Source organism: Paenibacillus sp. MBLB1832, from assembly GCF_032271945.1.
GTDB classification, from domain to species: domain Bacteria; phylum Bacillota; class Bacilli; order Paenibacillales; family NBRC-103111; genus Paenibacillus_E; species Paenibacillus_E roseopurpureus.
Genome location: NZ_CP130319.1, coordinates 3217217 through 3242730, shown reverse-complemented (window position 1 = coordinate 3242730; position 25514 = coordinate 3217217). Strand labels below are relative to the sequence as shown.

Here is a 25514-nt window from a genome sequence, read left to right as displayed (position 1 = left end):
GTTTAGGCAAAAACGAAACACAAAAATAATCTATCCTGGAGGAACTCGGAATGAAGGTGTTAATTACAGGAGGATATGGATTTATAGGATCTTTTGTCGCGGAGCGCTTCTTTAAAGAGGGATATGAAGTTTTTATTATAGATAATATGTCAACGGGTAATAAGCAAAATGTGGACTTTAAACATAAGGGTTATATATTATCCGTAGAAGATCGGAAATGTGAGGAAATTTTTCGCAGCAACAGGTTCGATACAGTTGTTCATCTCGCGGCTCAAGTGAGCGTGAAGACATCGGTTGAAGACCCGATTCTGGATTCACGATCAAATGTCCTCGGTCTTTCCAACATGCTGTCATTAGCTCAGAAGTACAATGTTCATAAGTTTATTTTCGCTTCATCCGCTGCTGTATATGGGAACAATGATCAAATTCCTATTCCTGAATCTGCGAAATGTGATCCGATTTCACCTTATGGTATTAATAAATGGATTGGTGAAACGTATTGTCACAAGTGGAGAGAACTGTACGGACTAGACACGCTATGCTTCCGATTTTCAAATGTATATGGACCACGCCAAGGCAGTGTAGGTGAAGGTGGCGTCATTTCCATATTTATGGAAATGGTAATGAGCGGAACAGAACTCGTCGTCTATGGCGATGGTGGTCAAACCAGGGATTTTATCTACGTTGAGGATGTAGCTGATGCTATCTTTCGTTCGTCTTATTCCAATTTGAAAGGTGTTTATAATCTATCTACAAGTACGGAAAATTCGGTCAAGGATCTAATACACGCTTTGCAAAGTATGCATGGCACAGTGAACCTAACGTATGCTGGTCAACGTGAAGGAGACATCTACCGTTCTAAGTTAGATAACCAGCGAATTGTGAACGATTTGGACTGGGTGCCCAAGTATTCCTTTCAGCAGGGACTTGCGAAAACGTATGATTGGTTCTTACAGCAGCACCCATCCCGAGGACAATCACGAATTAAGGTAAAGGAACAAAGGTCATATTCAAGACTTGCCAAGGTCATTCGCACGATATTGCCTTATGCAGAGAATCTTCTAGCTCTCGGATTAACAGCATGGATCGGTACATTGACCCAAGGACTCATGTCTGAGTTAATCGACATCAAAATTATTTATATTATTTTACTAGGCATTCTTTATGGCAATAGACAGTCCATGCTTGCCGTCTTTATGTCAACAACGCTATATATGTATAATGAACTGGATAATGGCAGGGAAATGCTTTCTTTATTTTATGATACGGACTTCTTCTTTCATTTAGCTGTCTATTTGTTTATCGGATTAGTCGTAGGCTATGCCGTGGAGCGTAAAAACACGATCCTTGAATCGAATAAGCAACAGTTTGTAACACTGTCGGAAAAACATGATTTCTTAACCGAAGTATTCAAGGAAACACGTCAGGTTAAAGAGGAACTGCAGCAGCAAATCATGAATAATGGCGATAGTTTTGGGAAGATCTATTCCGTTATTAAAGAGTTAGAGAGTCTTGAGCCAGAAAAAATCTTTACTTCGACGGTAAGTGTTGTTGAATCCATTATGAAATCGCAATCCGTTACGATTTATACGGTAAATAAATACGGTAGTTACCTTCGTTTATTGGCGAAATCCAATAGTACGCAATTCGAAGCGAGCAAATCGATGAAGGTGGAGGATTTTCCTTATATCCAAACCCTGCTTCAAGAGAAAAAACTGTTTGTAAACAAAGAACTAAATGGAGGAATTCCTCTCCTCGCTGCGCCTATTTTTAACCATGGTAAAGTCGTTGCGGTTATTTCCGTGTATACGATGAAATTTGAAAATTTCACACTATATCACCAAAATCTGTTCAAGATTATGGTGGAATTAATCTCATCTTCGCTCTCAAGAGCACTCTCCTATGTTGAAGCGACTGTCAGTCAGAGGTATATGGATGGAACGACAGTCTTGAGACCAGAGGTTTTTGCCGATATATTAGCTAGCAAACAACTTGCTAATGCTAAACATGGCGTTGAATTTATACTGCTTACCCCCATTGACACATTTGAAGTTTCGGAGGAAATCCCGCAAAAGGTATCAAAATATTTACGAGAAACGGATTATTTGGGTATGAGCAGGGACGGAAAGCTTATTGTACTGCTATCCAATTCGAATCAGGAAGAAGCCTCTTTCGTTTTGAATCGATTTGAACAAAATGGGATTTATATGCGTATGTTCCAAGAGGAGTTCAGCTATGCTTGAGTGGGTGCTGCTAATATATGTCTCCACGTGCACTGTGTGGATCGGTTTCCGTCATCGACATGATAAGAATGAAGCCTGGGTTCGTATTGTACTAGCTGTTGGATTTCCAGTGATCGGATTTTTGCTTCCTACATTTCGCTCCAAGCGTTGGCATGAACGGAGTGATGTAAGGCATGAAAAAGCGAGGAACACGCTGTTCGATGATTTGCTCGTTGAAAATTCCACCATTCCGAATGTTCTGAGTAAATTGGAAACGGAGAAGGAAATGAACGTTGTTCCTCTAGAGGAAGCTTTACTTGTCAACGATTTATCAACAAGACGTCGAGCCATGATTGATTTGCTGAAGCAAGACTCATTGGACTACCTTGAAATTCTTCAAATGGCTGTTAGCAATGAAGACACGGAAACGTCGCATTACGCCGTCAGTGCGATCATGGAATTAAAACGGAAAATTGTCATCAACATGCAAGAGTTGGCAGTTAAGTTTGAGGAGAATAAGAAGGACGTTCAAGTACTCCAATCGTATTCGGAAATATTAAAGTCTTATATGCGCAGCGGTTTCCTTGATGAACGGACACGGATTAAGTATGGCTATACCTACACGAACGTGTTGAAATTGTTGATTGATGAAGTCCCTGATGCAGCCCAAGCCTATGTCGACAAGATTGCTACCGACCTTGAATTGAAAGAATATACAGAGGCGGAACAAACCGCCTTACTGTATTTAAAGCAATTTCCATTGCATGAGGAGGCTTATCTCAGTCTAATAAGAGTGTACTATACGATGCGCTCGATCGAGAAATTAAAATCGACGCTAAACCAACTTAGAAAATCTCCCATACGATTATCCAGTCAGGCATTAACGGTAGTAAGGTTTTGGTCAGAGGAGAATGCAGATGAAAAAAATCGGATTCAAACGTAACGTCTACATGATTCTTATCGGTATTTTTTTGCTGGCTGTTGCTGTGCAAGTCACAAATTCACAATTCATTCTTCAGTTCAACCGTAACGGCACTGCGAATGGCAGTCTGAAAGGATTGAAACCTGCGGTCGCACAGGTTCAGACTTCAGGTAAATCCTATTGTGTACTTTTCGATAGATCAGATGAATTCAGCGTGAAATTAAAAACGCAAACAGAAAATGTGTTAGGTTATCTGAAAAAGCCAATGAAGACTTTTGATGTGCGAAGTGAAGTTGTTCAAACAAACGGATGCCAAGTTGTTATCTCGACATTGACGAACATGTCGTTAATCGGCAATGTTGATGAACTCGCACAGTATGTGAAACAGGGCGGATATGTATTTCAGGAGACAACACCCGAGAAGGGAGATTCGTTTTATCGCCTGTATCGGAAGATGGGCATTGTTAACGTAAGAGAGAATCTTAATTCGAGGGGTATCCATCTAACTTCAAATGTATTAATTGGTGAAGATGAGTTAACTATTAATGATCCTTTCATCTTCAATTCGATGATGTCCGTTGAATTAGATTTGAAAAGCAGGGTGTTGGCGAAATCAGCGGAAGGAGTCCCTCTACTTTGGGATTACCCTTATGGCCAAGGAAAATTCATGGTGTTTAATGGGACGATGCTGCAGGAAAAATTAAATAGGGGACTTATTGCGGGCGCTCTAGGTATGCTGGAACCTGTGTTTGTATACCCAATCTTCAATTCGAAAATTGTCTATCTTGATGATTTTCCGATGCCGATAGCGAACACAATGGATACTATGATTTATGACGAGTATCATAAATCAAGGCCTGCGTTTTTCAAAGATATTTGGTGGCCGGATATGCTGTCATTAGCGAAAAAGAGCGATGTGAAATATACGGCAGTATTGATTGAATCCTATCAGCAAATTGTCCAACCTCCTTTCAATTCTCCGTTAGATAAGGATACCAAAGGACTTGTCTCTTATGGACGAGAGGTTCTTAAGAGCGGCGGTGAAATTGGCCTTCATGGGTATAATCATCAATCCTTAACGACAAGTAAGGAAGTCGCGGATGCATTTGAATATGTGCCATGGGGCAGCATCAATGATATGACGGAAGCAACCAAGGAAGTTATTGATTTCGCGAAGCAAGCTTTTCCGAATTATTCTATGGTTTCGTATGTTCCTCCATCGAATGTGCTTAGTCCTGAAGGACGAGAAGCTTTGAAGAAGGGCTGGCCAACGCTTGCGGTCATCTCATCCCTATATCCAGAGGATGGAAGCGATCTAGCATATGTACAGGAGTATGCCATAGCGAGTGACGGTATTCTAGAAATGCCTCGTATGACTTCAGGTTATTCAGAAGGGAATTTTCAAAGATGGTTAATCGCTAATGCTGTGACGACACATGGGATATTCTCGCATTTCATCCATCCGGATGATATCATCTCGAAGGATCGCAGCGAAGGATTGAAATGGGACAAGATGTATAAAAACCTTTCCGAAATGCTTGAACGTGTTCATCAGACCTATCCATGGTTAAGAGCGATGACTTCATCAGAGGCTGCCATCGATATGGAAGCAGAACTTGCGAGTCAGGTATCGTTAAGTGTGGAAGGGAACATTCTGCGAGGTAAGATGACCAATTTCCACGACCGTGCCTACTTTGTTGCTAGGATGACCAATAAAATAGGCAAGCTTCATGGATGCAAAGTTGAAAAAATTGATACGAACACATATTTAATTACAGCTTCTACGACTGAATTTGACATTGAATTAGGTGGATGAATAATATGCGGATTTGTATGATCGCCGAAGGCTCCTATCCTTATGTGACGGGAGGGGTCTCAAGTTGGATTCATTCATTGATTACCAATATACCAGAGCACGAATTTGTGATATTCACAATTGGTGCATTCGAGAAGCAGCGAGGCCAATTTAAATATAAACTGCCACCCAATGTTGTTGAGGTGAAAGAAATATTTCTTGACGCTTACATGCGCGAATCGGGAGAATGGGGGCATCGCTTTCGCTTGTCAGACATTGAACAGGAATCGTTCCAATCCTTGCTTGGTGGAAGAGGACATGTGGAATGGGGAGTTCTCTTTAATTTACTGCGTACCAAACAGTTTCGTGTAGCGGCAGATTTTTTAATGAGCAAGGACTATTTTGATCTGCTGGTCGAGTTGTGTAAGGAGCGCTATCCCCAGATCCCATTTACGGAAATGTTTTGGACAGTTCGTTCGATGGTGCTGCCGTTGTTTTTGTCCATTCGACATGATATTCCGAAAGCTGATCTATATCACAGTGTTTCCACAGGTTATGCGGGTGTCATTGGCGCGTTGGCCAAGCATCTTCACAAAAAACCTTTCATTGTGACTGAGCATGGTATTTATTCTCGTGAACGTGAAGAGGAAATTATTAAAGCGGGTTGGGTGAAAGGTTATTTTAAAGATTTATGGATTGAATACTTTTACCGTCTATCGGAGTGCGCTTATGATAGCGCGGACGAGGTGATTACCTTATTTAGTCGGAACCGTGAAATTGAAATTGAGCTTGGCTGTCATCCAGATAAAATAAAAATTATTCCAAACGGGGTCAATTTAAGCGATTATGAAGAAGTGGTCATGGAGAAACGGCCTGATGATTCTATTGTGCGAATTGGCGCAATCGTGCGTGTTGTACCGATCAAAGATATCAAGACTATGATTCAAAGCTTTGCACTAGTTAAGCGGGAAGTGCCGCATGCTGAACTATACATCATGGGACCGTCGGAAGAGGATGAGGAATACCTGATGGAGTGTCAGCAGCTTGTAGATACATTGCAAGTGGAGGGTGTCATTTTTACAGGGGAAGTGCGAATTATAGAATATTTAGGCCGTATGGATATCATGGTATTGTCAAGTGTGAGTGAAGGTATGCCGCTTGCGATTTTGGAAGGGATGGCCAGTGCCAAGCCATTTGTAGCTACTGATGTAGGAAGTTGTCGCGATCTGCTTCATGGTAGGGATGATGACATAGGTCCAGGTGGAATCATTGTGCCTGTCATGCATTATGATCAGATGGCCACAGCAGTTATAAAGCTGTGTAAGAATAAAAGATTGCGAGAAGAGATGGGACGCAACGGCTTGGAGCGGGCAGGCAAGCACTATACACGGAAGCAGTTTATTGAAGGTTATCAACATCTCTATGACTCGTATGGGTGGGTGAACGCATGGCGGGTATAGGATTCGAACTTCGGAGATTGTTCGGACAGAAAGGGCTGTTTAATAGCTTTAGGGCATATGCCTATTCCTCCATGACGACAGTGGGACCGATGATTTTGTGCATGAGTACCATTGTATGTATGCAGAGGTTCATGCTCGCAGCAGAATCTCCTTACTTGGATCGCCAGCTGTTTCTTGCGACCGTCGTGTATTGTTTCATTTTCTCTGTACTCATTACCGGAGGATTATCTATGCTCGTGACCCGCTATATTTCGGACATGATCTATCTGAGAAAATATGAGCACCTACTATCTTCTTACTATGGAGCGATTGCAACGGCATTACCGATAGGATCTCTACTTGCATGGTTATTTCTTCGGAATGTTTCAGCTGGACTCGGATATAAAGCAGCAGCCTATCTGTTTTTCTCTGAATTAATTATTATTTGGCTGCAGTCTGTTCACTTATCTGCGCTTAAGGATTACAAAAGAATCGTTCGAAACTTCTGTTGCGGTGTTGTTATTGCTATCGCTGGCTCTTGGCTGCTTTTGAAGTATACGCCGTATAAGAGTGCTGCTGCCGTGCTTACCATGATGGATATTGGCTTCATGCTCATCGTGCTGCTGACCGCCTATCATTTTGAACAAAAGTTTCCAAGAAAGTCAAGTCGGGTATATTTTAATTTTTTCACATATTTCCGTAAATATCCTTCCCTCTTCTTTATTGGCACCTTTTTTTATTCGGGTGTATATGTGCATAGCTTTGTTTATTGGTTCAGCCCTTATAATGAACGGATCGGAGAGAGATTTGTCATTTCACCTTTCTACGATTTACCAGTCTTTTACGCGTATTTAACAGTGGTTCCGACATTAGTCACTTTTGTTGTATCTGTGGAGACGTCCTTTTATGACAAATTCCGCGGATATTATGATAAAATTTTAAATGGAGGAACACTGCAGGAGATTATGCGTGCCAAATTGGATATGCAGCGAACATTGATGCAGGAAGTCAGCTTCATGATGGAGGTGCAGCTGCTGTTTACAGTGATTTCTCTTGCTTTAGGTATCAAGCTTCTACTTAAGCTCGGCTTCTCTAATGAACAGCTCTATATGTTCAACATACTCGTCTTAGGTTACTTTGTTTTCATCATGTCGTTCATTATTATGCTCATCATGCTGTATTTTGACGATCGGAAAGGCGTGCTTGCTATTAGCAGCTTGTTTGTTTTATTGAACGCAGGTTTCACATATTGGTTCATGAAAATAGAATATCATGGTTTTGGCATTTTCATTGCGGCCTTCGTGGCATTGTTATGCGCGTTAGCAAGGCTCATAATGTATGTAAGAAATATAGATTACTACACATTTTGTGCTCAACCGATTACCGTACCGAAGAAGGTTTCACGTTGGTATCACTTCAGGAGAAAATCTTCAGTTGTTACGATGCTATTGGTTATCTCGGTGATTTTTCTATCCGCATGTTCTAATGATTCATCCCACGAATCTGGGACTGGACCTCAGATGTCCCCTGTCACGGCACCAATTGCTGCTAATGATAAGTTGATAGAAGATAAGCGACTCTATCAGCAGGATAATGACACGTCCGTTGACACGATCTACTTAACGATCCTGCCAGATAAGCGCGGCAAAGAGAATCCACTCACTTGGTATGCCATGAATCGTATTAAGAACCGAATGGATGAGGGCGATCTCAAAGTCATTGTACAAGAAGGCGCTCCAGACGGAAGCGGTCCTAAATCTGGCATGTTCGGATATGGGAGCACTGGAAGCAACGGGAAAATCAGTATACGCGGGAACACCGCTCGTTATGCTGCGCAACGCTCCTACAAAATTCGCTTAGAGGATCAAGCGGGACTGTGGCATGACCAGAAGACGCTGAATCTGAATAAACATATCTTAGATAGCACACGGATCCGTAATAAATTAAGTTTCGACATTTTTGAGACGATTCCTAATATGACAAGTCTTAGGACCCAATTCGTTCATCTTTACGTTAAGGATCTATCCGAAGGAAAAGGGGAATCCTTCGAGGATTATGGCTTGTTTACACATATCGAGCAGCCGAATGAAAAGTTTTTGAAGAGTCATTGGTTGGATCCGAACGGACAATTGTACAAAGCGATCATGTTCGAGTTTTTCCGGTATCCGGATGAACTTAAGTCAAAATCTGACCCAGCTTACAATAAAGCAGCGTTTGAAACACGCTTGGAGATTGATGGGTATGAGGATCATGAAAAGCTTCTGACGATGCTCGATGATGTGAATAATTTGACTATACCCATTGACGATGTGGTAGCCAAACACTTTGATTTAGAAAATTACTTGACGTTTCTTGCTGCTAACATTCTCATGGATAACATGGATACAGATGCACAAAATTTCTTCTTGTATTCGCCATTAAATTCCGAAAAATGGTATTTCCTTCCTTGGGACTATGATGGAGGATGGGAGCTTCAACGGGGACAAGGAAGTATTAGTCCGTATAGCGAAGGAGTCAGCAATTTTTGGGGAAGTGTGCTCCACAATAGATTTTTCCGAAGCGAAAAAAACGTCCAATTACTGAAAGATAAAATCGATGAGCTTTACGCAACGATTAATAATGAGACTGTTGCCAAACGTCTGCAAACGTACCGTGGAATTGTCGAGCCGTTTATGGTAAAGGCGCCGGATATCAACTTTCTGCCGACTCATCTAAGCAAATTGAACGATGAATTCAAAAGGATTGAGGGAGTTCCGCTCCGCTCACTGGAGCGCTTTAAAGAGGATATAGAGAAGCCGAAGCCATTTTTTATGGGGGATTTAATTCATGAAAACGGCAAATACAGGTTTGAATGGGATCCATCCTTTGATTTGCAAGGGGACGATCTGACATATGAATGGACATTGGCCAAAGATCCTGCATTTACAGAAGTTATCGAGCAACGGAAAAATCTGAAGGATACTAGCGTAGAATTAAGCAGCCTAAAGTCGGGGGAATATTTCTGGAAAGTTACCGTTCAAGATGGGAAGGGACATCAGCAAATCGCTTTTGAATTACAGTCGATTGATGGCAAGCCATACTACGGTGTACGAGCAATAAAGGTGGAGTGAACTTGGAATTTCTAGGAAAAAAACTGCGACATGAACAAAAATATTATATACACCCATACGAATACGTTACGCTGAGGCAGCGACTTGCTGCTATGCTCCCACTGGATGGTAATTCGGACGACAACGATGGGTATAACATCTCCAGCTTATATTTCGACAGTCCAAAGGATCATTCACTTTACGATAAAGTGAATGGCATCTTTGGTCGCCAGAAGTTCCGCATTCGTATTTATAATGGCGGAGACCAGACGATTAAGCTAGAGAGAAAAAGCAAGTACGGGGATTACGTGAGTAAAGAGTCCGTTCAGTTAAATCGAGTTGACTATGATCGAATATTGAATAGAGACATTTCCTTCTTATTAGAGTACAACCATCCCCTGATTAAGGATTTCCACAGAGCGCTGCAAGGCGGTTACCAGCCAGCAGTCATTGTAGATTATGTTCGTGAGGCCTACGTCTATGAATTAGGCGATGTCCGTATTACGTTCGATAAAATGTTGTCAGCAGGCATAAATACACATGATTTGTTTGATCCCAATTTGGCGCTGACCGAAGCTCTTGATTCAACCAAGACCATTATGGAGATTAAATACAACGATTTTCTTCCAGAAGCGATCCGGCTCATCGTCCGTCCGGAAACGCATAACCGTTCCAGTATTTCTAAGTACGTCATCTGCCGCGAAGTAGGTTTTCGGCATTTTAGACCATAAAAGTTAAAGAGAAAAGGGAGACATGATGGGAGATTCGTTGAACTTTCAGGATGTAGTCAAGAAGAGCATCCTTCATTTTGAGGCTTTCCGCAATATTTCATATATTGATATTTTGATTGGGCTTGCGGTTTCATTTGGGATCGGTATGTTTATTTATTATATTTATCGTAAAACGTTCCGCGGCGTCGTCTACAGCTACAATTACAATGTAACTTTTGTTCTCATGAGTATGATTACGGCACTTATTATTATGACGATCTCCACGAACATCGTATTATCACTTGGAATGGTCGGTGCGCTCAGTATCGTACGGTTCCGAACAGCAGTAAAAGATCCACTGGATATCGTTTATATGTTTTGGGCGATCTCGGTGGGAATCGCCGCTGGAGCGAAGTTATACCCAGTTGCATTGCTCGGCTCTTTGGCCGTGGGTGCTGCACTTCTATTTTTGTCAAGGCGTAAAATAAGAGAACAGCCCTACTTGTTGATCATCCGTCATTCGGACGATTCCATAAGTGAGCTGCGCATAAGGTTAAGACAGATGAACTATCAGGTGAAATCGAAAACGGTCCGTAAAAACTTCACGGAGTTGACACTTGAGATGCGTTTGCGGGATGATAACACTGCTTTTGTGAATGAACTGTCCCGCATTGAAGGCGTGCATGACGTTTCTTTGATTAATTATACGGGGGACTATGCCCAATAACTTTAAGTGACCATTGTCATGGGCGCACTTTTAGCTGATAATTTGAATAGTTCGGGTTGCATTCTCCCAGATCACGGTAGCGCCAAGTGATTCTCCTACGAATCGAAGCGGCACATACATGCTTTGCTGATAGAGGACAGGTGGCGCATCAAGTTGAATCTTCTTTCCGTTCAGATAAGCCATATCGTTATTTAACGTTAGCTTAATGGTTCGATTTCCTTTTGTCGCGATAACAGTTTGAGAATCCTCGTTCCAGTCGACCTTCGCTTGCATGGCTTCAAAAATGGAACGAAGAGGCACGAGCGTGCGGTCGTTCATAATTTGCGGTTTTTGTGTGAAAAAACGCTCTTTGCCATCCAGAATGAGGCGAGGGGCGTTTGTTTTTTCTCGAATAGCAAAGATACCAAGTTGAGGTGAAGTACAGAAAGCGTCTCCGGACGGAGCAGTTCTGCACACAAGCTCGTTATCTTGATCTTGCAAAATCAACTTGTAGCGCTCTTTTCCGGTTTGGTCAAGCGAATACCAACTGCCGCGTGTATCCTGAAAATAGATATGCTCGGATGCATCATATTGCAGTGAACTTGGTCGGATTTGATTTGTTCCAGGGAGTGAGTAGGTCCAACGAGTTTGTAGATTATCAAGTAGGCTCAGACTGCCCTCAGTTACTTTGAAATTTATCGATATTGGCGTATTTACGGGTTCTGGGAGCAAGGAACTTTGCATTATAGGCAACCGTTCACCGCTTGGAAGAACAGATTTCCATTGATCGTTGACTTGATAATAGGCCGTGTTATCGCTTGAAATAAACAGCTTCTGGTTAGTCATTTCTTGCAATCTCCAAGACACCTCAAATTGCTCAGCACCATGCAGGACCGCTTTAATCGGCTCCGTGTTTGGAGCAGTTTGCGAACGGAATTGCAGCATTTCTATATGATCGCTGTAGGTCTCTGATGAGGAGGAATCAGCACCTAGCAGGAATATGGCAAAAATCAATGATATACGAGGAGTCCAGCGCATAGTGTCATCCTTCCAAAAGGAAATAAGCTTTATCGGTGAGACGGAAGGCTACTACTAATATATCAAGAATTCAAGTAGAATGACATCGAAAAAACCGCTGGTAGCCAGCGGCTTTATTTAACAAGTAGAAATGTTCATCGAAGCTAGAGGAATAACTTCTGTTGAATTAGAAGCCTTCACCGCTATCTAGATTAAATTGCCATAGAATTCCGAATTTGTCTTCAACCTGCCCATACAATTTGCTCCAATCGGTTGCTTGAAGCTCCATTTTAACTTCGCCGCCTTCTTTCAATTTGTGGAAGGCATCCTTGATTTCATTGATGTCTTTGCTGACAAGAGACATGCTGAAGTTATTACCTGCCGTGAAAGGCATGCCAGGGAATGTGTCAGAGAACATTACTGTGCTGCCGCTTAGTTCAAGGCGTGTGTGCATAACGAGGTTTTTTGCTTCCTCAGGTAGTGGATAGTTCGGGTTTTGCGGCATATCGCCGAAAGCAAGAATTTTTGGAGCTGGCTGGTTAAAAGCTTCTGCATAGAAAGCTACGACTTCGCGCGTGTTGCCAGGGAAATTTAGATAGATATTAATTGACATAACCATTCTCCTCTTAAAGTGAATTGGGACAATCCCCTACATTTTACCATTGGAAAATGGAAAAAGCCAACTTGGTCCTATGTGCCGGATTTTTTAATGGTATTCGAATGACAGAAATCATGATAGAATAACTGAAAATTGGCATAGGCTGTAGGTGAAGTCATGAAAAAACTAATGGTGATCGCCATTCTCGTGTGCAGCTGTATCACGCTGTCCTTTTCCTTATACTATGTGGGCGTGATTTTCCAGAGTGATTTGAGCTTGTCCAGTGAGGCCAGACCGATGTATAACGAGCATGCAGAACGGATCGTCATCATCTCGCAAGAGCAAGGCAGCTTTATGATGAATGAAGTTCAGAAGGGGGCGAGGAAAGCCGCCGAGCTTCATCAGCTGAAGATTGATTTCTGGGGTGTGTATCGGTCGAACCTGGAAGGGTTAATTAAGCAGATCGATATTGCAATCGCTTCCAAGGCGAGTGGGATCATTGTTGAAGGCGTGGATCACCCTGATTTCGATGCGATCGTTAAGAAAGCTACGGAGAAAGGGATTCCTGTCATCACGATTAACTCGGATGCGCCAAACAGTTTACGCAAGTCCTATATCGGGTCCGATCACTATCAAGAAGGCATTATCATGGGGCAATATATTGCAACGCAGCTGAAAGGGCACGGAGTTGTTGGTGTGATTCAGAATCTCGTTTCACCGACAACCGATGATTTGCGGCTTAAGGGGCTGAGGGAAGTGTTGAGCAAATTTGACGGAATCCAAGTCGTCCTTGCCTCGAATGACATCGAGATGTCGCAGCCCAAGGGGCAGACGAATGATATTTTGAACCACAATCCAGCGGTCAACGCCTTCATCGGGCTGTCGACAGATTCGGGAGAGAGCATTGTACAAGCTGCACGCGCACGCGCGGGTAAAAAGGAATATCCGATCTACCTCTTCGATGACTCTCCGCAAACGGTCATGTTGATTAAAAATGGTCAGGTCAAGTCGGGGTTGTCGCAGCACTACGAAGAAATGGGCGTAATGAGCGTCAATCTGATGAAACGTTGGTTGGATGCCACTCAGCTGCCTCTAGAGAACAGCTACTTCACACCGATCAGTGTCGTTACCTCACCGGAAGTTGAGGTGAGCGCGCCATGAAAACGATACGCAGCAAAATGATGATGCTCTCGATCCTCATTTGGATCATTATGGCGATTATTTGGCTCTCGATGAGTCTGTATAACCAGCGGACGGTTGAGAAATATAACGGCATTTTACAGCGGTATTTGCAAATGAACCAAGCTTCGCAGCTCAGCCAACAGTCGTTGACGTCGCTGAATAAATATCGGATTGCGCCTACGCTGGAAAACTTGAATCAGTACGGGAACGATAATGCGAGTTTGCTCCGTACGAAAGTCGAGATGGATTGGCTGCGCAACGTAACGAACAGTATGCTGCTGGACAGTCTGCAGAACATGCTGGAGAGTCAGTCGGAGGCGATGGATTTAGCGGTTCGTTTTCAGAAGGATAACGATGAAGAGAACGCGGCCAAGCAATTCGACGAGGCGTCTAATATTTCCAAATACATATCAGAAGCAACACTTACGTTAATTAGCGGCGAACAAAACACCTATGATGCGTTCTACCGCAAAATTATTAAACGCAGTGATGAGATTAAGAAAATGGGGTTATGGACGCTGGCGTTCGTGTCCTTGCTGCTCTTGCTATTTTCCTATCGGTTCGTCAATAGTGTGACCCAGCCGCTTCTGAAGCTAACGCTGTCCGCTCGCGAGCTGTCTCGCGGGAATTTCAAGAATCCAATTGAAGTGGCTACGAATGATGAAATGGCGTTTCTGGCGATTACGCTGGATAGTATGCGACTCAAGATTGGTACGTTGATCGATGATATTCAAAGCAAAGCACAGCTGGAGTATGACCTGCATCGGCATAAGCTCATGTTAAAGGAAAGTGAACTTAAGAGCTTGCAAAGTCAAATCAATCCGCATTTTTTATTTAATACACTTAATATGCTCTCTAAGGAGGCGTATTTGGCTGGGGCAGGCAAAACGAGTGAATTAATCAGTTCTGTCGCAGGGATGCTCCGATATAATCTGCGTAAGCTGGACAGCCGTGTTTCGTTGAAGGATGAGCTTGAAGTGTTAGAGGAATATTTGACGATTCAGAAAGCAAGGTTCGGAGAACGGCTGCAAGTTGTTCGAGAAATTGACAAATCGGCCCTAGGGATTGAGCTGCCAATTCTGATCCTGCAACCGCTTGCAGAAAATGCGTTTATTTATGCGATTGAACCAGCGGAAGAAGGCGGAACCTTAACGATTCGCGTTAAACAAGACGAGAATTACGTATTGGTCCAGGTGCAAGATACAGGGCAGGGTATGGAAGAAGAGCAGCTCACGAGATTGCTTTCACAAACGGAGAATACGATGTATAAGGGACATTCAACAGGAATCGGCATCTGGAACGTGATTCATCGCCTGCAGCTTTTCTACGGAGTCGAAGAAATTATAGACATCGACTCCCAAGTTGGCGTAGGGACATGTATTACTTTGAAACTGCCGAGGGGGCATAAATCATGATTCGTGTACTCATTGTCGACGATGAACCGATTGAGCGTATGGCGCTTCAAAAGATCATCGAGGAAGGGTTTACAGAAGTAGAGGTAGTCGGTCAGGCTTCGAACGGACGGGAAGCGATTGAAGCTGCGGCACGGCTCCAGCCTGATCTCATTACGATGGATATTAAAATGCCAGGCATTAATGGTCTTCAAGCCATTGAACAGATTAAAGCAACGAATGAGCGAATCAAATTTATCATGGTCACGGCTTTTGATACGTTCGAATTCGCCCAACAAGCGATCCGACTCGGTGTGTACGATTATATGCTGAAGCCAAGCCGAATCTCCGTCGTACTAGACACGATCAGTCGGGTTGTCGAGGAAATGAAGCATCTCCAGCTAGAGGAGGCACACCGCAACCACGAGAAGGAGAAGCTGCGGAAGATGACGCCATTGCTCGAAGCGGATCTCGTGGAGCAGTTGTTATTTACGGAAATGCCTGCTCAGATTTTACACGAGATGATCGATCTCATCGGGCTTCCTCCCGCAGGCGATGGTTTTGTCATGACCTTAGTTTTTTCGGAATTTGGTGAGCAGGAGGAAGAGCAGCCGGATTTGGATGCGGTTTATGCGCATGTGAAAAATCAGTTACAGATGTACGCACAACCGTATTGGATTGGCAAAATGTCAGGGCATCAAATTCCGCTAATCGTATTCCTAGATGGCGAATTAACGCCGCGTGCGCAAGCGATCGGACTAGCAAGGCGTTTGTTGCAATCCATGAATGGCATTTGGGACCGCCACCGTCTATTCATCGGCATCGGAGGTGTGTGCCGCGATATGCGCGACATGCGCAAATCGTATCATGAAGCGCTGCTCGCTTCGATGGATGTCTCGCTGCCTGCCCGCTATTGTCTGTACGAAGATGTGTCCAGACAAGATATCCAGAGTGTCGGAGGACATACGCTTGAGATGGAAAAAGGCGTGCTAGAGGCAGCACGATGCGGAAATATGGATGGGGCAAGTGACATCCTCATGAAAATGATTGATGTGTCGGAGGGCTTCGGTCAGGGAATTGCGATGGCGCAGCAGCGTATTTTTGAAGTGCTGATTATCGTATCCCGCATGCTGGAAGACATGGGGATGGTCGTGAATAAGCCGTATTTTCCATATCCGCCAACCAGTTATAAACAGCTGAAAGCCGAGTCTCACCTGCTGATTCATCAATTAGTGGATATGGGAGATGCGGTAGAAACGGATTTACTCCAAACGATGAAGGCCTATATCCAAGCACATGCACATGAGGATCTTTCCCTGGAACGATTGGCGGCTACGGTTAATCGGAATCCGTTCTATGTCAGCAAGCTGTTCAAGGAACATTTTGGCATGAATTATATCGATTTCCTCACGGAGCATCGGATTGAAACGGCGAAGGGGCTGATGCAGGAAACGGAAATGAGTTTGAAAGAAATTACGTACGAGGTCGGCTATAACGATCCCAATTATTTCAGCCGCGTATTCAAGAAGCTTGTCGGTCTCTCGCCGACAGATTATCGGAAGATGCTGCTGCGGCCATCAAACAAAAAGCAGCTATAAGGAGGCGTTGGCATTGAAAAGTCGCTTAAAGCAAGGAGCAGCAACAGGATTAGCTGTCAGTTTGACGCTACTCCTGTCTGCCTGCTCATTGATGCAAGCAAATACCACAACTGTCGACCAAGGGGTCGCCATGCAATCGAATCAACCAACGCCTCGCCCGTTGAGGCCAGCCAACCAGAAGGTCGTCGTCGGATTATCGATCGACACGTTGCTGGAAGAACGCTGGCAGAAGGATCGCGATCTCTTCAAAGCGGCCGTTGAGAAGCTGGGGGCTAGCATTGAAGTGCAAGCTGCGAATGGCGATGATGCGAAGCAGCTGTCACAAGCGGAGAATTTGATTTCGCAGGGGGTTGATGTGTTAGTCGTTGTACCTCACAATGCGGAGGTTGCTTCGGCCATCGTGCAAAAAGCGCATCAATCCGGCATCAAAGTAATTTCCTATGATCGCTTGATCGTGAATTCGGATGTGGATTTATACATCTCTTTCGATAATGAGAAAGCAGGCGAGCTGCAGGCGAAAGCGATTGTGTCGAAGGTTCCGAAGGGGAACTATGTGCTCATTGAGGGAGCAGACACAGACAATAATGCGCATATGTTCAAAAAGGGGCAAATGAACATCTTGAAACCGTTTGTCGAACGCGGCGACATTACGATTGTGTACGATCAAGCCACGAAGGAATGGAAGCCTGCTAATGCGCTTGCCAATATGGAGCTGGCTTTAAGAGCGAATCGTAACAACGTGCAAGCCGTTGTCGCGGCGAACGACGCCACGGCTGGCGGAGTTATTCAAGCCCTTGCGGCTCAGAGTATGGCCGGCAAAATCCCTGTATCTGGCCAGGATGCAGAGCTGGCGGCTGCACAGCGGATCGTTGAAGGCACGCAGACGATGACGGTGTATAAGCCGATCCGCAAGTTGGCGGAAACGGCTGCTGAGCTTGCCGTGAAGATGGCGAAGGGTGAAAATGTCCACGCGGATAAAAAAGTAAACAACAAAAAAATCGATGTGCCTTCAATTTTGCTTGACCCGATTGCGGTCGACCGCACGAATATGGATGCAACGATCATTGCGGACGGCTTTCATACGCATGAAGATGTATATCGCAATGTAAAAGGGACACAAATCACAAAATAGTATAGCATTATTAAAAAAAGTGCTAATATAAAGCGGTTTCATTCGCAAAAACCGATGATATACTCAGTTTGTAGTTGGCGAAACGCCAAAACAATTGAGAGGGGTATACGAATGAAACGTAGTGTGAAAGCGATTTCCATGATGTTAGTAGTGATGATGCTTGCTGTTTTCGTAGCAGCTTGCGGCAACTCGAGTTCGAAAGTAAGTGTAGGGATTGTTCTTCCAACGAAAGATGAGCCAAGATGGGTTCAAGATGAGCAACGATTCAAAGATGCGCTAAAGGGTTCGAAATATACAACTGAAATTTTGTTCAGCCAAGGTTCATCTGCAAAGGAAAAAGAAAATGTGGATGCGTTGATTGCAAAAGGCATTAAAGTTCTGATTATTTGTCCACAAGATGGTGACGCAGCAGCAGCTGCAGTTGAAGCAGCTAAAAAAGCTGGCGTTCAAGTTATCTCTTACGACCGTTTGATCACGAAAACAGATGCTGTTAACTACTATGTAACGTTTGACAGCGTGGCAGTAGGTAAAGCGCAAGCGCAATACCTCGTAGATAAAGCACAAAAAGGTCAACCGCTTTACCTGTATGCAGGTGCAGCTTCCGATAACAATGCGTTCTTGTTCTTCGATGGAGCTTGGCAAGTTCTTCAACCTAAAATCGCGGACGGCACTTTCAAAATTGCTAACTCCAGCGAAGCGGTTGCATTGAAAGGCAATGCGAAATTGACACGTGAGCAAATGAGTAAAATCATTGGTCAAATTACGACGAACTGGGATGCGAACGAAGCGAAAAATAAAGCACAAACGCATTTGACTGCAGCAGCAGCCGACATGAAAGGTAACGTTGCAATCTTGGCGCCAAATGACGGAACTGCACGCTCCATCGCAGATGTATTTGCAGGAGATAAAGCCGTAACGAAATTCCTTGTAACTGGTCAAGATGCTGAGAAAGCGTCCATCCAATACGTAATTGACGGCAAACAATCTATGACGGTATTTAAAGATGTTCGTACATTGGTTAAAGATGCGATGGGTATGGCTGTAGCGATTCTTGACGGTAAAACACCTGAAACTACAGGTTCTTACAACAACGGCAAAATCGATGTAAAAGCGAAGCAAACGAACGTCATCGTTGTTGATAAAGCGAACGTGAAATCCGCACTTGTTGATTCCGCCTACTACCAAGCAAGCGATTTCAAAGGTCTATAAAGTAAGCAACTATAGCTTGGTCGGAATAGTGATAGATACGTCTATCACTATTCCGCTATTCCAAGAGTCGTCTTGTTAAGGAGCGCTCAACAATGAGTAAATACATATTAGAAATGAATGGAATTTCCAAAGAGTTCACGGGCGTTAAAGCGTTATCCAACGTGAATTTCAAGGTGCATGCCGGTGAAATTCACTGTTTGGTTGGCGAGAATGGTGCGGGCAAATCGACACTGATGAAGGTGTTGAGCGGCGTGTATCCACATGGCACATACGCAGGGGATATCGTTTTCGAGGGTCGCGTTCAGCATTTTGCTAAGATTAGTGACAGTGTCAAAACAGGCATCGCCATTATTTATCAGGAATTAGCACTATTCCCCGATCTGACGGTCTATGAGAACATCTATGCGGGCAATGAAGTGAGAAAAGGGATCATGGTGGATTGGAACCAAACGATCCAACAAGCCAAAGAGATGCTGAACAAAGTGAAGCTGGATGTAAATCCCGAGGTTCTCGTCAAGGATCTAGGCGTAGGGAAGCAGCAACTCGTGGAAATTGCCAAAGCGCTAAGCAAAGATGTAAAGCTGCTCATCCTGGATGAGCCCACAGCTGCGCTGAATGAGAAAGAAAGCGAAAACTTGCTGGAACTACTGAAAGAGCTGAAGAAGCAAGGGATCACGAGCATTATGATTTCACATAAGCTCAAAGAAGTTACGGCTATCGCCGATCATATCACGGTGCTTCGTGACGGCAGGACGATCTGCACGCTGGATGCTGCCAAAAGTGAAATTTCCGAAAGCGTCATCATTAAGAGCATGGTGGGGCGGGAAATCGACGACATCTATCCGAAAAGAGATAAAAAATCGTTCGGCTCCAACATCCTCGAAATTCGGAATTGGACCGCATACGATCCGCAGCTCGGCCGTGACGTTGTGAAAGATGCCCATTTGCATGTGAAAAAAGGTGAAATCGTCGGTATTGCTGGACTCATGGGCTCGGGAAGAACCGAATTAGCCCAAAGCATTTTCGGCAATCCCAAAGGATTTAAAATCCGCGGGGAGCTCTTCCTCGACGGCGAGAAAAAACAGTTTCATCATCCGAAGGATGCCATTGCCGCAGGGATTGCCTATGTAACAGAGGATCGCAAAGGTGATGGATTATTTTTAATCCAGGATATTAAGCAGAACATTTCGGTCGCCAATTTGAATGGCATTTCGGATAAAGGGGTCATCAACAATAACGAGGAAGTCAAAATTTCGACGCATTACAAAACCTCGTTAAATATCAAAGCTCCATCCGTTGAGCAAATTGTCGGCAATTTGAGCGGCGGTAATCAGCAGAAAGTATCGCTTGGCAAATGGTTGTTTGTGAAACCGAATTTGTTGATTCTCGACGAACCTACCCGTGGGATTGACGTTGGCGCCAAATACGAAATCTATACGATCATGAATAAATTAATCAGTGAAGGCATGAGCATCATTATGATTTCTTCGGAGCTCAGTGAAGTGCTAGGGATGAGTGATCGTGTCTACGTCATGGCCGAAGGGAAAATGAAAGGCGAGCTTTCCATCGAAGAAGCGGATCAAGAAACCATTATGAAGCTTGCTACGCAATAGGAGGAAGACCAGTGCAATTATATAGTGAAGCGAAATCGCTAATTAAAGTGAATATTCGGGAATATGGGATGTATATCGCGTTATTCATCATCATGTTAACCTTCTCCATCATGACTGATGGATTATTTATGTCCTCACGCAACATCAGTAATTTGATCGATGCAACAGGCTACATTGCGGTTTTGGCCGTAGGTATGACGCTCGTCATCGTGATCAGGCATATCGATTTATCTGTCGGGTTCGCCGCTGGTTTCTTGGGAGCTATTGCGGCCGTATTGCTGACACAGGCTGGAGTACCTTTTTATATCACGATTCCGATCATTTTGGTACTTGGTATCATTGTAGGTTTGTTTAACGGTCTATTGGTCGCACAATTCGGTATTCCGTCCTTTGTGGCCTCATTAGCGGGGATGTTGATTTTCAGAGGTGCGTTGCTGCGTGTCACAGAGAAGACGGGGACAATCATCATTAAAGATGAGCATTTCAATGCGATTGGGAATGGTTTCATTCCTGCGATTACGAAAGTAAATGGTCTTGATCTGCTTTCCTTGCTGCTCGGCGCATTGATGATTGTCGTATACATCTACAGCGAGTTCTCTAAACGCAACAATAAATTGAAGTACAATTTTGATGTCGTGTCCAAAGAAATTTTCGCGGTAAAAGTCATTTTCGTATCAGCGATTATCGCTTATATTACTTGGATTTTAGCGGGTTATAATGGCTTCTCCTGGACCGTCATTATCGTCATGGTTGTCGTGATGGTGTATCATTTCTTGACGACTTCGACTGTGCTCGGAAGACATATTTATGCGGTCGGAAGCAATCCAGAAGCAGCGAATTTGAGCGGGATTAGCGTGAAAAAGATTACCTATATCGTCTTCGGCTCGATGGGGCTGCTCTCAGCGCTATCGGGGATTCTCTTCACGGCTCGTTTGCAATCCGCAACAACGACAGCGGGAACTTTGTTCGAGTTGGATGCGATTGCAGCAGCTTATGTTGGCGGTGTTTCAGCGGCAGGCGGCGTTGGTAAAATTACCGGGTCCATCATTGGCGCGATCGTCATGGCTTCATTGTCCAGCGGGATGAACTTGATGGGGATTGGAATTTCCTACCAGTACATGATTCGCGGCGCAGTGTTGGCGATTGCCGTTATTTTCGATGTTGTGACACGTAAGAAAAGAGCGTAAACCGAGATGACCATTCGCACACCTCAAGGACTTCTCATTAAGCTTGATGTGGCAACGAGCTTCGGCCTGATGGCGCGATTATATCCCGAAATCAGCCCGAAGCAAATTCTCAAAACGACGGAAGACATTAGTTTAATGTCCACGTCGATGGGCTTTGCGACAGGCATGCTATGCTTCTTTCTTCAATTGAGCCCGCAGGGTATAAGCGTATGCACATTTACCGCGATGCTGATTGGGATGATTTTTAGCGCGAGCGGCCTGATCTTGTTTCCATTTATCCAGTTGGGAGCTGCATATGGACGGATTGCCATTGGTTTCATTCCCACCATTTTGTCGATTGTAGTTGGTTATTTGCTGACAGGATTAGAGGGCGTGGTGGCGTATTTCCTGACGAAATGTTTGGCAGTATGCATATCGATGCTTGTGGGGATTGGAATATCAAGGCAGTCCTTGATAGCGGGTGGTAATGCGTACAGCTCATCGGAGCGCAATTTCTTTCATGCTTATCGTTATTATGCCGAGCAAATCGGGCAGTCGATGAGCTTGGAGCTCACCTACGAGGAGAGAAACGAGGCCTTCTGGCGAGGGACTTATCATGTGTATGTGGAAGAGGATGACGCGTACCTGGATATGCAAGAGGTTGAGTAAGTAATAAGCGATGTTCCGCGATGCGGGGGCATTGCTTATTTTGTTTTTCAATAGCTTCGCCGCTATACTGAGGAAAGTTAGAGATGGAGGGGAAATGTGACGATGATGAAACGGAAAGTTGTATTTTTTACCACATAAGAAAGTCTAAGTTTTCGTGTTACGAAAACAGCTTGCTTATTGGCGATAAAACCTACCTCTAAACGCGGTCGCTCATCTTCGAATGGCCTCGATAGAGGTTTTCTCATAGCGATGAGCTTGGATGGATTTATCGCGCGGGAGAATGGCAGCCTGGATTGGATGTTTTCGGTGGAAAGTGAAGGTGATGTAGGATATTCGGAGTTCTATGCGACGACAGATACGATGCTGATGGGCAAAAGTACGTATGAACATGTCTTATCCATGGTAGACACGTTCCCACATAGTGACCGCATCTGCTACATTTTCTCACGCACGGAAAACCGTCCCGATCCGTATGTGACCTACATCAACTCGGATCCTGTAGCCTTCACACGTGAATTGAAAGCGCAAGAAGGCAAAGATATTTGGCTAGTCGGCGGCTCTGAGTTGGCCGATGGCATTATCAAAGCAAAGCTAGTTGATGAATGGATCGTCACCATTGTACCCATCGTGTTAGGGAGGGGGATTCCTCTATTTAAAACGAACAATCCAGAAACAGAACTCACCTTATTGCGCACGACACAATACGGACAATTTGCTCAGCTTCATTACGTGACCAAGTAGAATAATTTCACGTCTTCCTTACCATGCTAAGTGTAGCTTATCAGCTTCATATATTCGTGCCACAAGCGGCACAGTTAGCTGGACATTTAGGGGGAACCGCAGTGAAATTAACGACGGAACAGCGGGTAACGCTGCATGGCTTTAATAATTTAACCAAATCACTAAGCTTCAATATGTACGATATCTGTTTCACAAAATCCAAGGAAGAGCGGGAAGCCTACATCGCTTATATTGATCAACAGTACAATGCGGACCGGCTAACGACTATTTTGAAACATGTGGCCGATATTATCGGGGCACACGTGTTGAACGTCGCCAAGCAAGACTATGATCCACAAGGTGCCAGTGTGACGATGTTGGTATCGGAAGGGCCAATTGAGCAAGCGCCGAATGAATCGTTTGAGGAGTCGCCAGGGCCGATGCCCGAAGCGGTTGTGATACATCTTAACACGAGTCACATCACTGTACATACGTATCCCGAGTATCATCCAGATGAAGGCATCAGTACCTTCCGCGCTGACATTGATGTCTCGACCTGCGGCGAGATTTCGCCGCTGAAAGCGCTGAATTATTTGATTAGATCCTTCGATCCAGATATTATGACGATGGATTATCGGGTTAGAGGGTTTACACGCGATATAAGCGGATATAAGTTATTTATCGATCACGATATTTCCTCGATTCAGAACTACATCCCGATGGAAATTCAAGATCTGTACCAGATGATCGACGTGAATGTGTATCAGGAAAACATTTTCCATACGAAGTGTAAACTGCGTGAGTTTGACTTGAATAACTACTTGTTCGGTTACACGAAGGACAAGCTCAGCAAGGAAGAGCAGCTGGACATCGAGAAAAGTGTGAAATGGGAAATGGACGAAATTTTTTACGGGAAAAATATGGTGTTTGCATAGGAAAAAGCTTGCACAGTGAAGGCTCGGAAGCAGGTGATCTGCTTATGGGCCTTTTTAACGCTTATTGTCGCCATCGCTAGTCTTTGTGCAGAAAGTCGTCCGAAACGGAACGTGAGTGCCTTATTTGGCCGATAATCGGTATTATTGGCTCTGAGCGGAACGTCAGTGCTTTATTTGCCCTATTTTCAGGTTTTTGGGCGGTTTTCGAGCGAATAAGACACTGACGTTCCGTCTGATGTCCGATATGTGCATATATGGAATAGATAGCGTACTGACGTTCCGCTTAGAGATAGGTTTGTGGCGTTGCGGATTGCCTACTCGAAACTCATAGTTCCCTCAGCCAACTTCGGCGCAATGAATCGGCGGAACACTTGCAGCGGAATCTGGTTTTTCTTGCGGGGCTCGCAGGTTAAGACGACGACGATTTCCAAGCTTGGGATGACGTAGATCGCTTGTCCACCAAAACCGTAGGCGTTGAAATACGTGAAACTCTGCGTTGCCTCATTGCCTTCGCCTGGATCTGGATATGCATCCGCCCACCAATGCCAACCGTAATAGCCGCGGCGCGGCGCTTCGGCAATGATGGCAGGTTGCGTGGAGCGGGTCACCAGCTCTTGCGTGATTAACTGCTGATTCGCCCAGCGTCCCTTTTGCTCGTAGAGCTGCCCGAACTTCAGCATGTCGATCGGCCGAAGCGATAGCCCGAAGCCACCGGTATGGATGCCTTGCGGGTCGCGCTCCCACGTGTATTCTTCGATGCCCATTGGGCCGAATAAATAGCGCTCCGCGAAAGAAGCGACGGACATACCCGCCGCACTCGCCAAGATCGCGGCTAACAGCTGTGATCCGCCTGAGTTGTAAACCATCCGTGCTCCTGGCGGATCGGATAGTGGCTGTTCCAAAACGAAATTCACCCAATGGGGTGATTTCGTCATGCGCGGGAAGGAATTTTGCCCGCCGAACTCGGTCCAGTTCATGCCTGAAGTCATCGTGAGTAGATGTAGCAGAGTGATTGAATGAAGATCACTTCCTCTCGCCACAGGGAAGAATGCCGACATCGGTGTCGACAGATCTGGCAGATGACCTTGATCCATCGCGATGCACAGGAGCGCAGATAGAACGCTTTTGGTACAGGAATTGATTCTTGCTATTTCTGCGGCTTTATGGCCTGTTTTATCAAATTCAAAGATGAGTTGACCGCGCTTGGACATTAAACAACTGGCAAGATCCAATTGGGCAAGTTCAGACGTGAGTGTGGCTGCATTCAAACGCTTCATTCCTTTAACAATTTCTACTCGGCAGCAATTACCTTTGGAGCGATAAGTTTCTTATGATACACTAGCAGTAACATCGGATTTTGTCGAACATGCTCTGAATCATGCCGACAGATCAACAACTCGG

Annotated in this window: 20 protein-coding genes; 17 read left to right on the top strand and 3 right to left on the bottom strand. The window is 44.5% G+C overall.

Going from position 1 to position 25514, the window contains the following annotated elements; genetic code table 11:
* The first annotated feature begins 50 nt into the window (after window positions 1-50).
* The 7 genes from MJB10_RS14485 to MJB10_RS14455 are packed head-to-tail and all read left to right on the top strand — an operon-like array spanning window position 51 to window position 10904.
* Window positions 51-2243, top strand: coding sequence for an NAD-dependent epimerase/dehydratase family protein (locus MJB10_RS14485; RefSeq protein WP_314795699.1), 2193 nt, complete (start codon window positions 51-53; stop codon window positions 2241-2243).
* Window positions 2236-3165, top strand: a complete 930-nt coding sequence (locus MJB10_RS14480; RefSeq protein WP_314795698.1) for a hypothetical protein — start codon at window positions 2236-2238, stop codon at window positions 3163-3165. The genes MJB10_RS14485 and MJB10_RS14480 overlap by 8 nt, the downstream gene beginning before the upstream one ends.
* Window positions 3140-4960: a DUF2194 domain-containing protein gene (locus MJB10_RS14475; RefSeq protein ID WP_314795696.1), complete on the top strand. Its 1821-nt coding sequence runs from the start codon at window positions 3140-3142 to the stop codon at window positions 4958-4960. Before MJB10_RS14480 ends, MJB10_RS14475 begins: the two co-directional genes overlap by 26 nt.
* Window positions 4961-4965: 5 nt before the next feature.
* The gene (pelF, locus tag MJB10_RS14470) at window positions 4966-6399 is read left to right on the top strand and encodes a GT4 family glycosyltransferase PelF (protein WP_314795694.1); all 1434 of its coding nucleotides are present in this window, start codon (window positions 4966-4968) and stop codon (window positions 6397-6399) included.
* Entirely contained in the window at window positions 6387-9488 is a 3102-nt protein-coding gene (pelG, locus tag MJB10_RS14465; RefSeq protein ID WP_314795693.1) for an exopolysaccharide Pel transporter PelG, read from the top strand. The genes pelF and pelG overlap by 13 nt, the downstream gene beginning before the upstream one ends.
* Entirely contained in the window at window positions 9485-10198 is a 714-nt protein-coding gene (locus MJB10_RS14460; RefSeq protein WP_314795692.1) for a polyphosphate polymerase domain-containing protein, read from the top strand. Before pelG ends, MJB10_RS14460 begins: the two co-directional genes overlap by 4 nt.
* A gap of 22 nt (window positions 10199-10220) precedes the next feature.
* Entirely contained in the window at window positions 10221-10904 is a 684-nt protein-coding gene (locus tag MJB10_RS14455; RefSeq protein WP_314795691.1) for a DUF4956 domain-containing protein, read from the top strand.
* 30 nt (window positions 10905-10934) lie between these two features.
* Here MJB10_RS14455 and MJB10_RS14450 read toward each other — a convergent pair whose 3' ends face one another.
* Window positions 10935-11921 (bottom strand): copper amine oxidase N-terminal domain-containing protein, encoded by a 987-nt coding sequence (locus tag MJB10_RS14450; protein ID WP_314795690.1) that lies wholly within the window; start codon window positions 11919-11921, stop codon window positions 10935-10937.
* 166 nt (window positions 11922-12087) lie between these two features.
* Complete coding sequence (locus tag MJB10_RS14445) at window positions 12088-12513, bottom strand: VOC family protein (RefSeq protein ID WP_314795689.1); 426 nt, start codon at window positions 12511-12513, stop codon at window positions 12088-12090.
* A gap of 162 nt (window positions 12514-12675) precedes the next feature.
* On the opposite strand from MJB10_RS14445, the gene MJB10_RS14440 reads away from it, so the two are divergent.
* The 10 genes from MJB10_RS14440 to speD all read left to right on the top strand — a co-directional run bounded on the left by MJB10_RS14440 (window position 12676) and on the right by speD (window position 24113).
* Window positions 12676-13659 carry a substrate-binding domain-containing protein gene (locus MJB10_RS14440; RefSeq protein ID WP_314795687.1) on the top strand — a complete coding sequence of 328 codons (984 nt, stop codon included), beginning with the start codon at window positions 12676-12678 and terminating at the stop codon, window positions 13657-13659.
* On the top strand, window positions 13656-15095 hold the full coding sequence (locus tag MJB10_RS14435; protein WP_314795685.1) for a sensor histidine kinase: 1440 nt from the start codon (window positions 13656-13658) through the stop codon (window positions 15093-15095). The genes MJB10_RS14440 and MJB10_RS14435 overlap by 4 nt, the downstream gene beginning before the upstream one ends.
* On the top strand, window positions 15092-16669 hold the full coding sequence (locus tag MJB10_RS14430; protein ID WP_314795684.1) for a response regulator: 1578 nt from the start codon (window positions 15092-15094) through the stop codon (window positions 16667-16669). The genes MJB10_RS14435 and MJB10_RS14430 overlap by 4 nt, the downstream gene beginning before the upstream one ends.
* A 91-nt stretch (window positions 16670-16760) precedes the next feature.
* Window positions 16761-17801, top strand: coding sequence for a D-xylose ABC transporter substrate-binding protein (xylF, locus tag MJB10_RS14425; RefSeq protein WP_397386636.1), 1041 nt, complete (start codon window positions 16761-16763; stop codon window positions 17799-17801).
* Window positions 17802-17912: 111 nt separating this feature from the next.
* Window positions 17913-19010, top strand: coding sequence for a sugar ABC transporter substrate-binding protein (locus MJB10_RS14420; RefSeq protein ID WP_314795681.1), 1098 nt, complete (start codon window positions 17913-17915; stop codon window positions 19008-19010).
* 92 nt (window positions 19011-19102) lie between these two features.
* Window positions 19103-20623, top strand: a complete 1521-nt coding sequence (locus tag MJB10_RS14415) for a sugar ABC transporter ATP-binding protein (protein WP_314795680.1) — start codon at window positions 19103-19105, stop codon at window positions 20621-20623.
* Window positions 20624-20691: 68 nt separating this feature from the next.
* Window positions 20692-21810, top strand: coding sequence for a sugar ABC transporter permease (locus MJB10_RS14410; RefSeq protein WP_397386635.1), 1119 nt, complete (start codon window positions 20692-20694; stop codon window positions 21808-21810).
* 6 nt (window positions 21811-21816) lie between these two features.
* Window positions 21817-22458 (top strand): hypothetical protein, encoded by a 642-nt coding sequence (locus tag MJB10_RS14405; RefSeq protein WP_314795677.1) that lies wholly within the window; start codon window positions 21817-21819, stop codon window positions 22456-22458.
* 249 nt (window positions 22459-22707) lie between these two features.
* Complete coding sequence (locus MJB10_RS14400; protein WP_314795675.1) at window positions 22708-23199, top strand: dihydrofolate reductase family protein; 492 nt, start codon at window positions 22708-22710, stop codon at window positions 23197-23199.
* Between the two features lie 101 nt (window positions 23200-23300).
* The gene (gene speD / locus MJB10_RS14395) at window positions 23301-24113 is read left to right on the top strand and encodes an adenosylmethionine decarboxylase (protein ID WP_314795674.1); all 813 of its coding nucleotides are present in this window, start codon (window positions 23301-23303) and stop codon (window positions 24111-24113) included.
* Between the two features lie 314 nt (window positions 24114-24427).
* Here the strand turns inward: speD and MJB10_RS14390 are convergent, their stop codons facing one another.
* On the bottom strand, window positions 24428-25390 hold the full coding sequence (locus MJB10_RS14390) for a serine hydrolase domain-containing protein (RefSeq protein ID WP_314795673.1): 963 nt from the start codon (window positions 25388-25390) through the stop codon (window positions 24428-24430).
* Window positions 25391-25514: the final 124 nt, after the last annotated feature.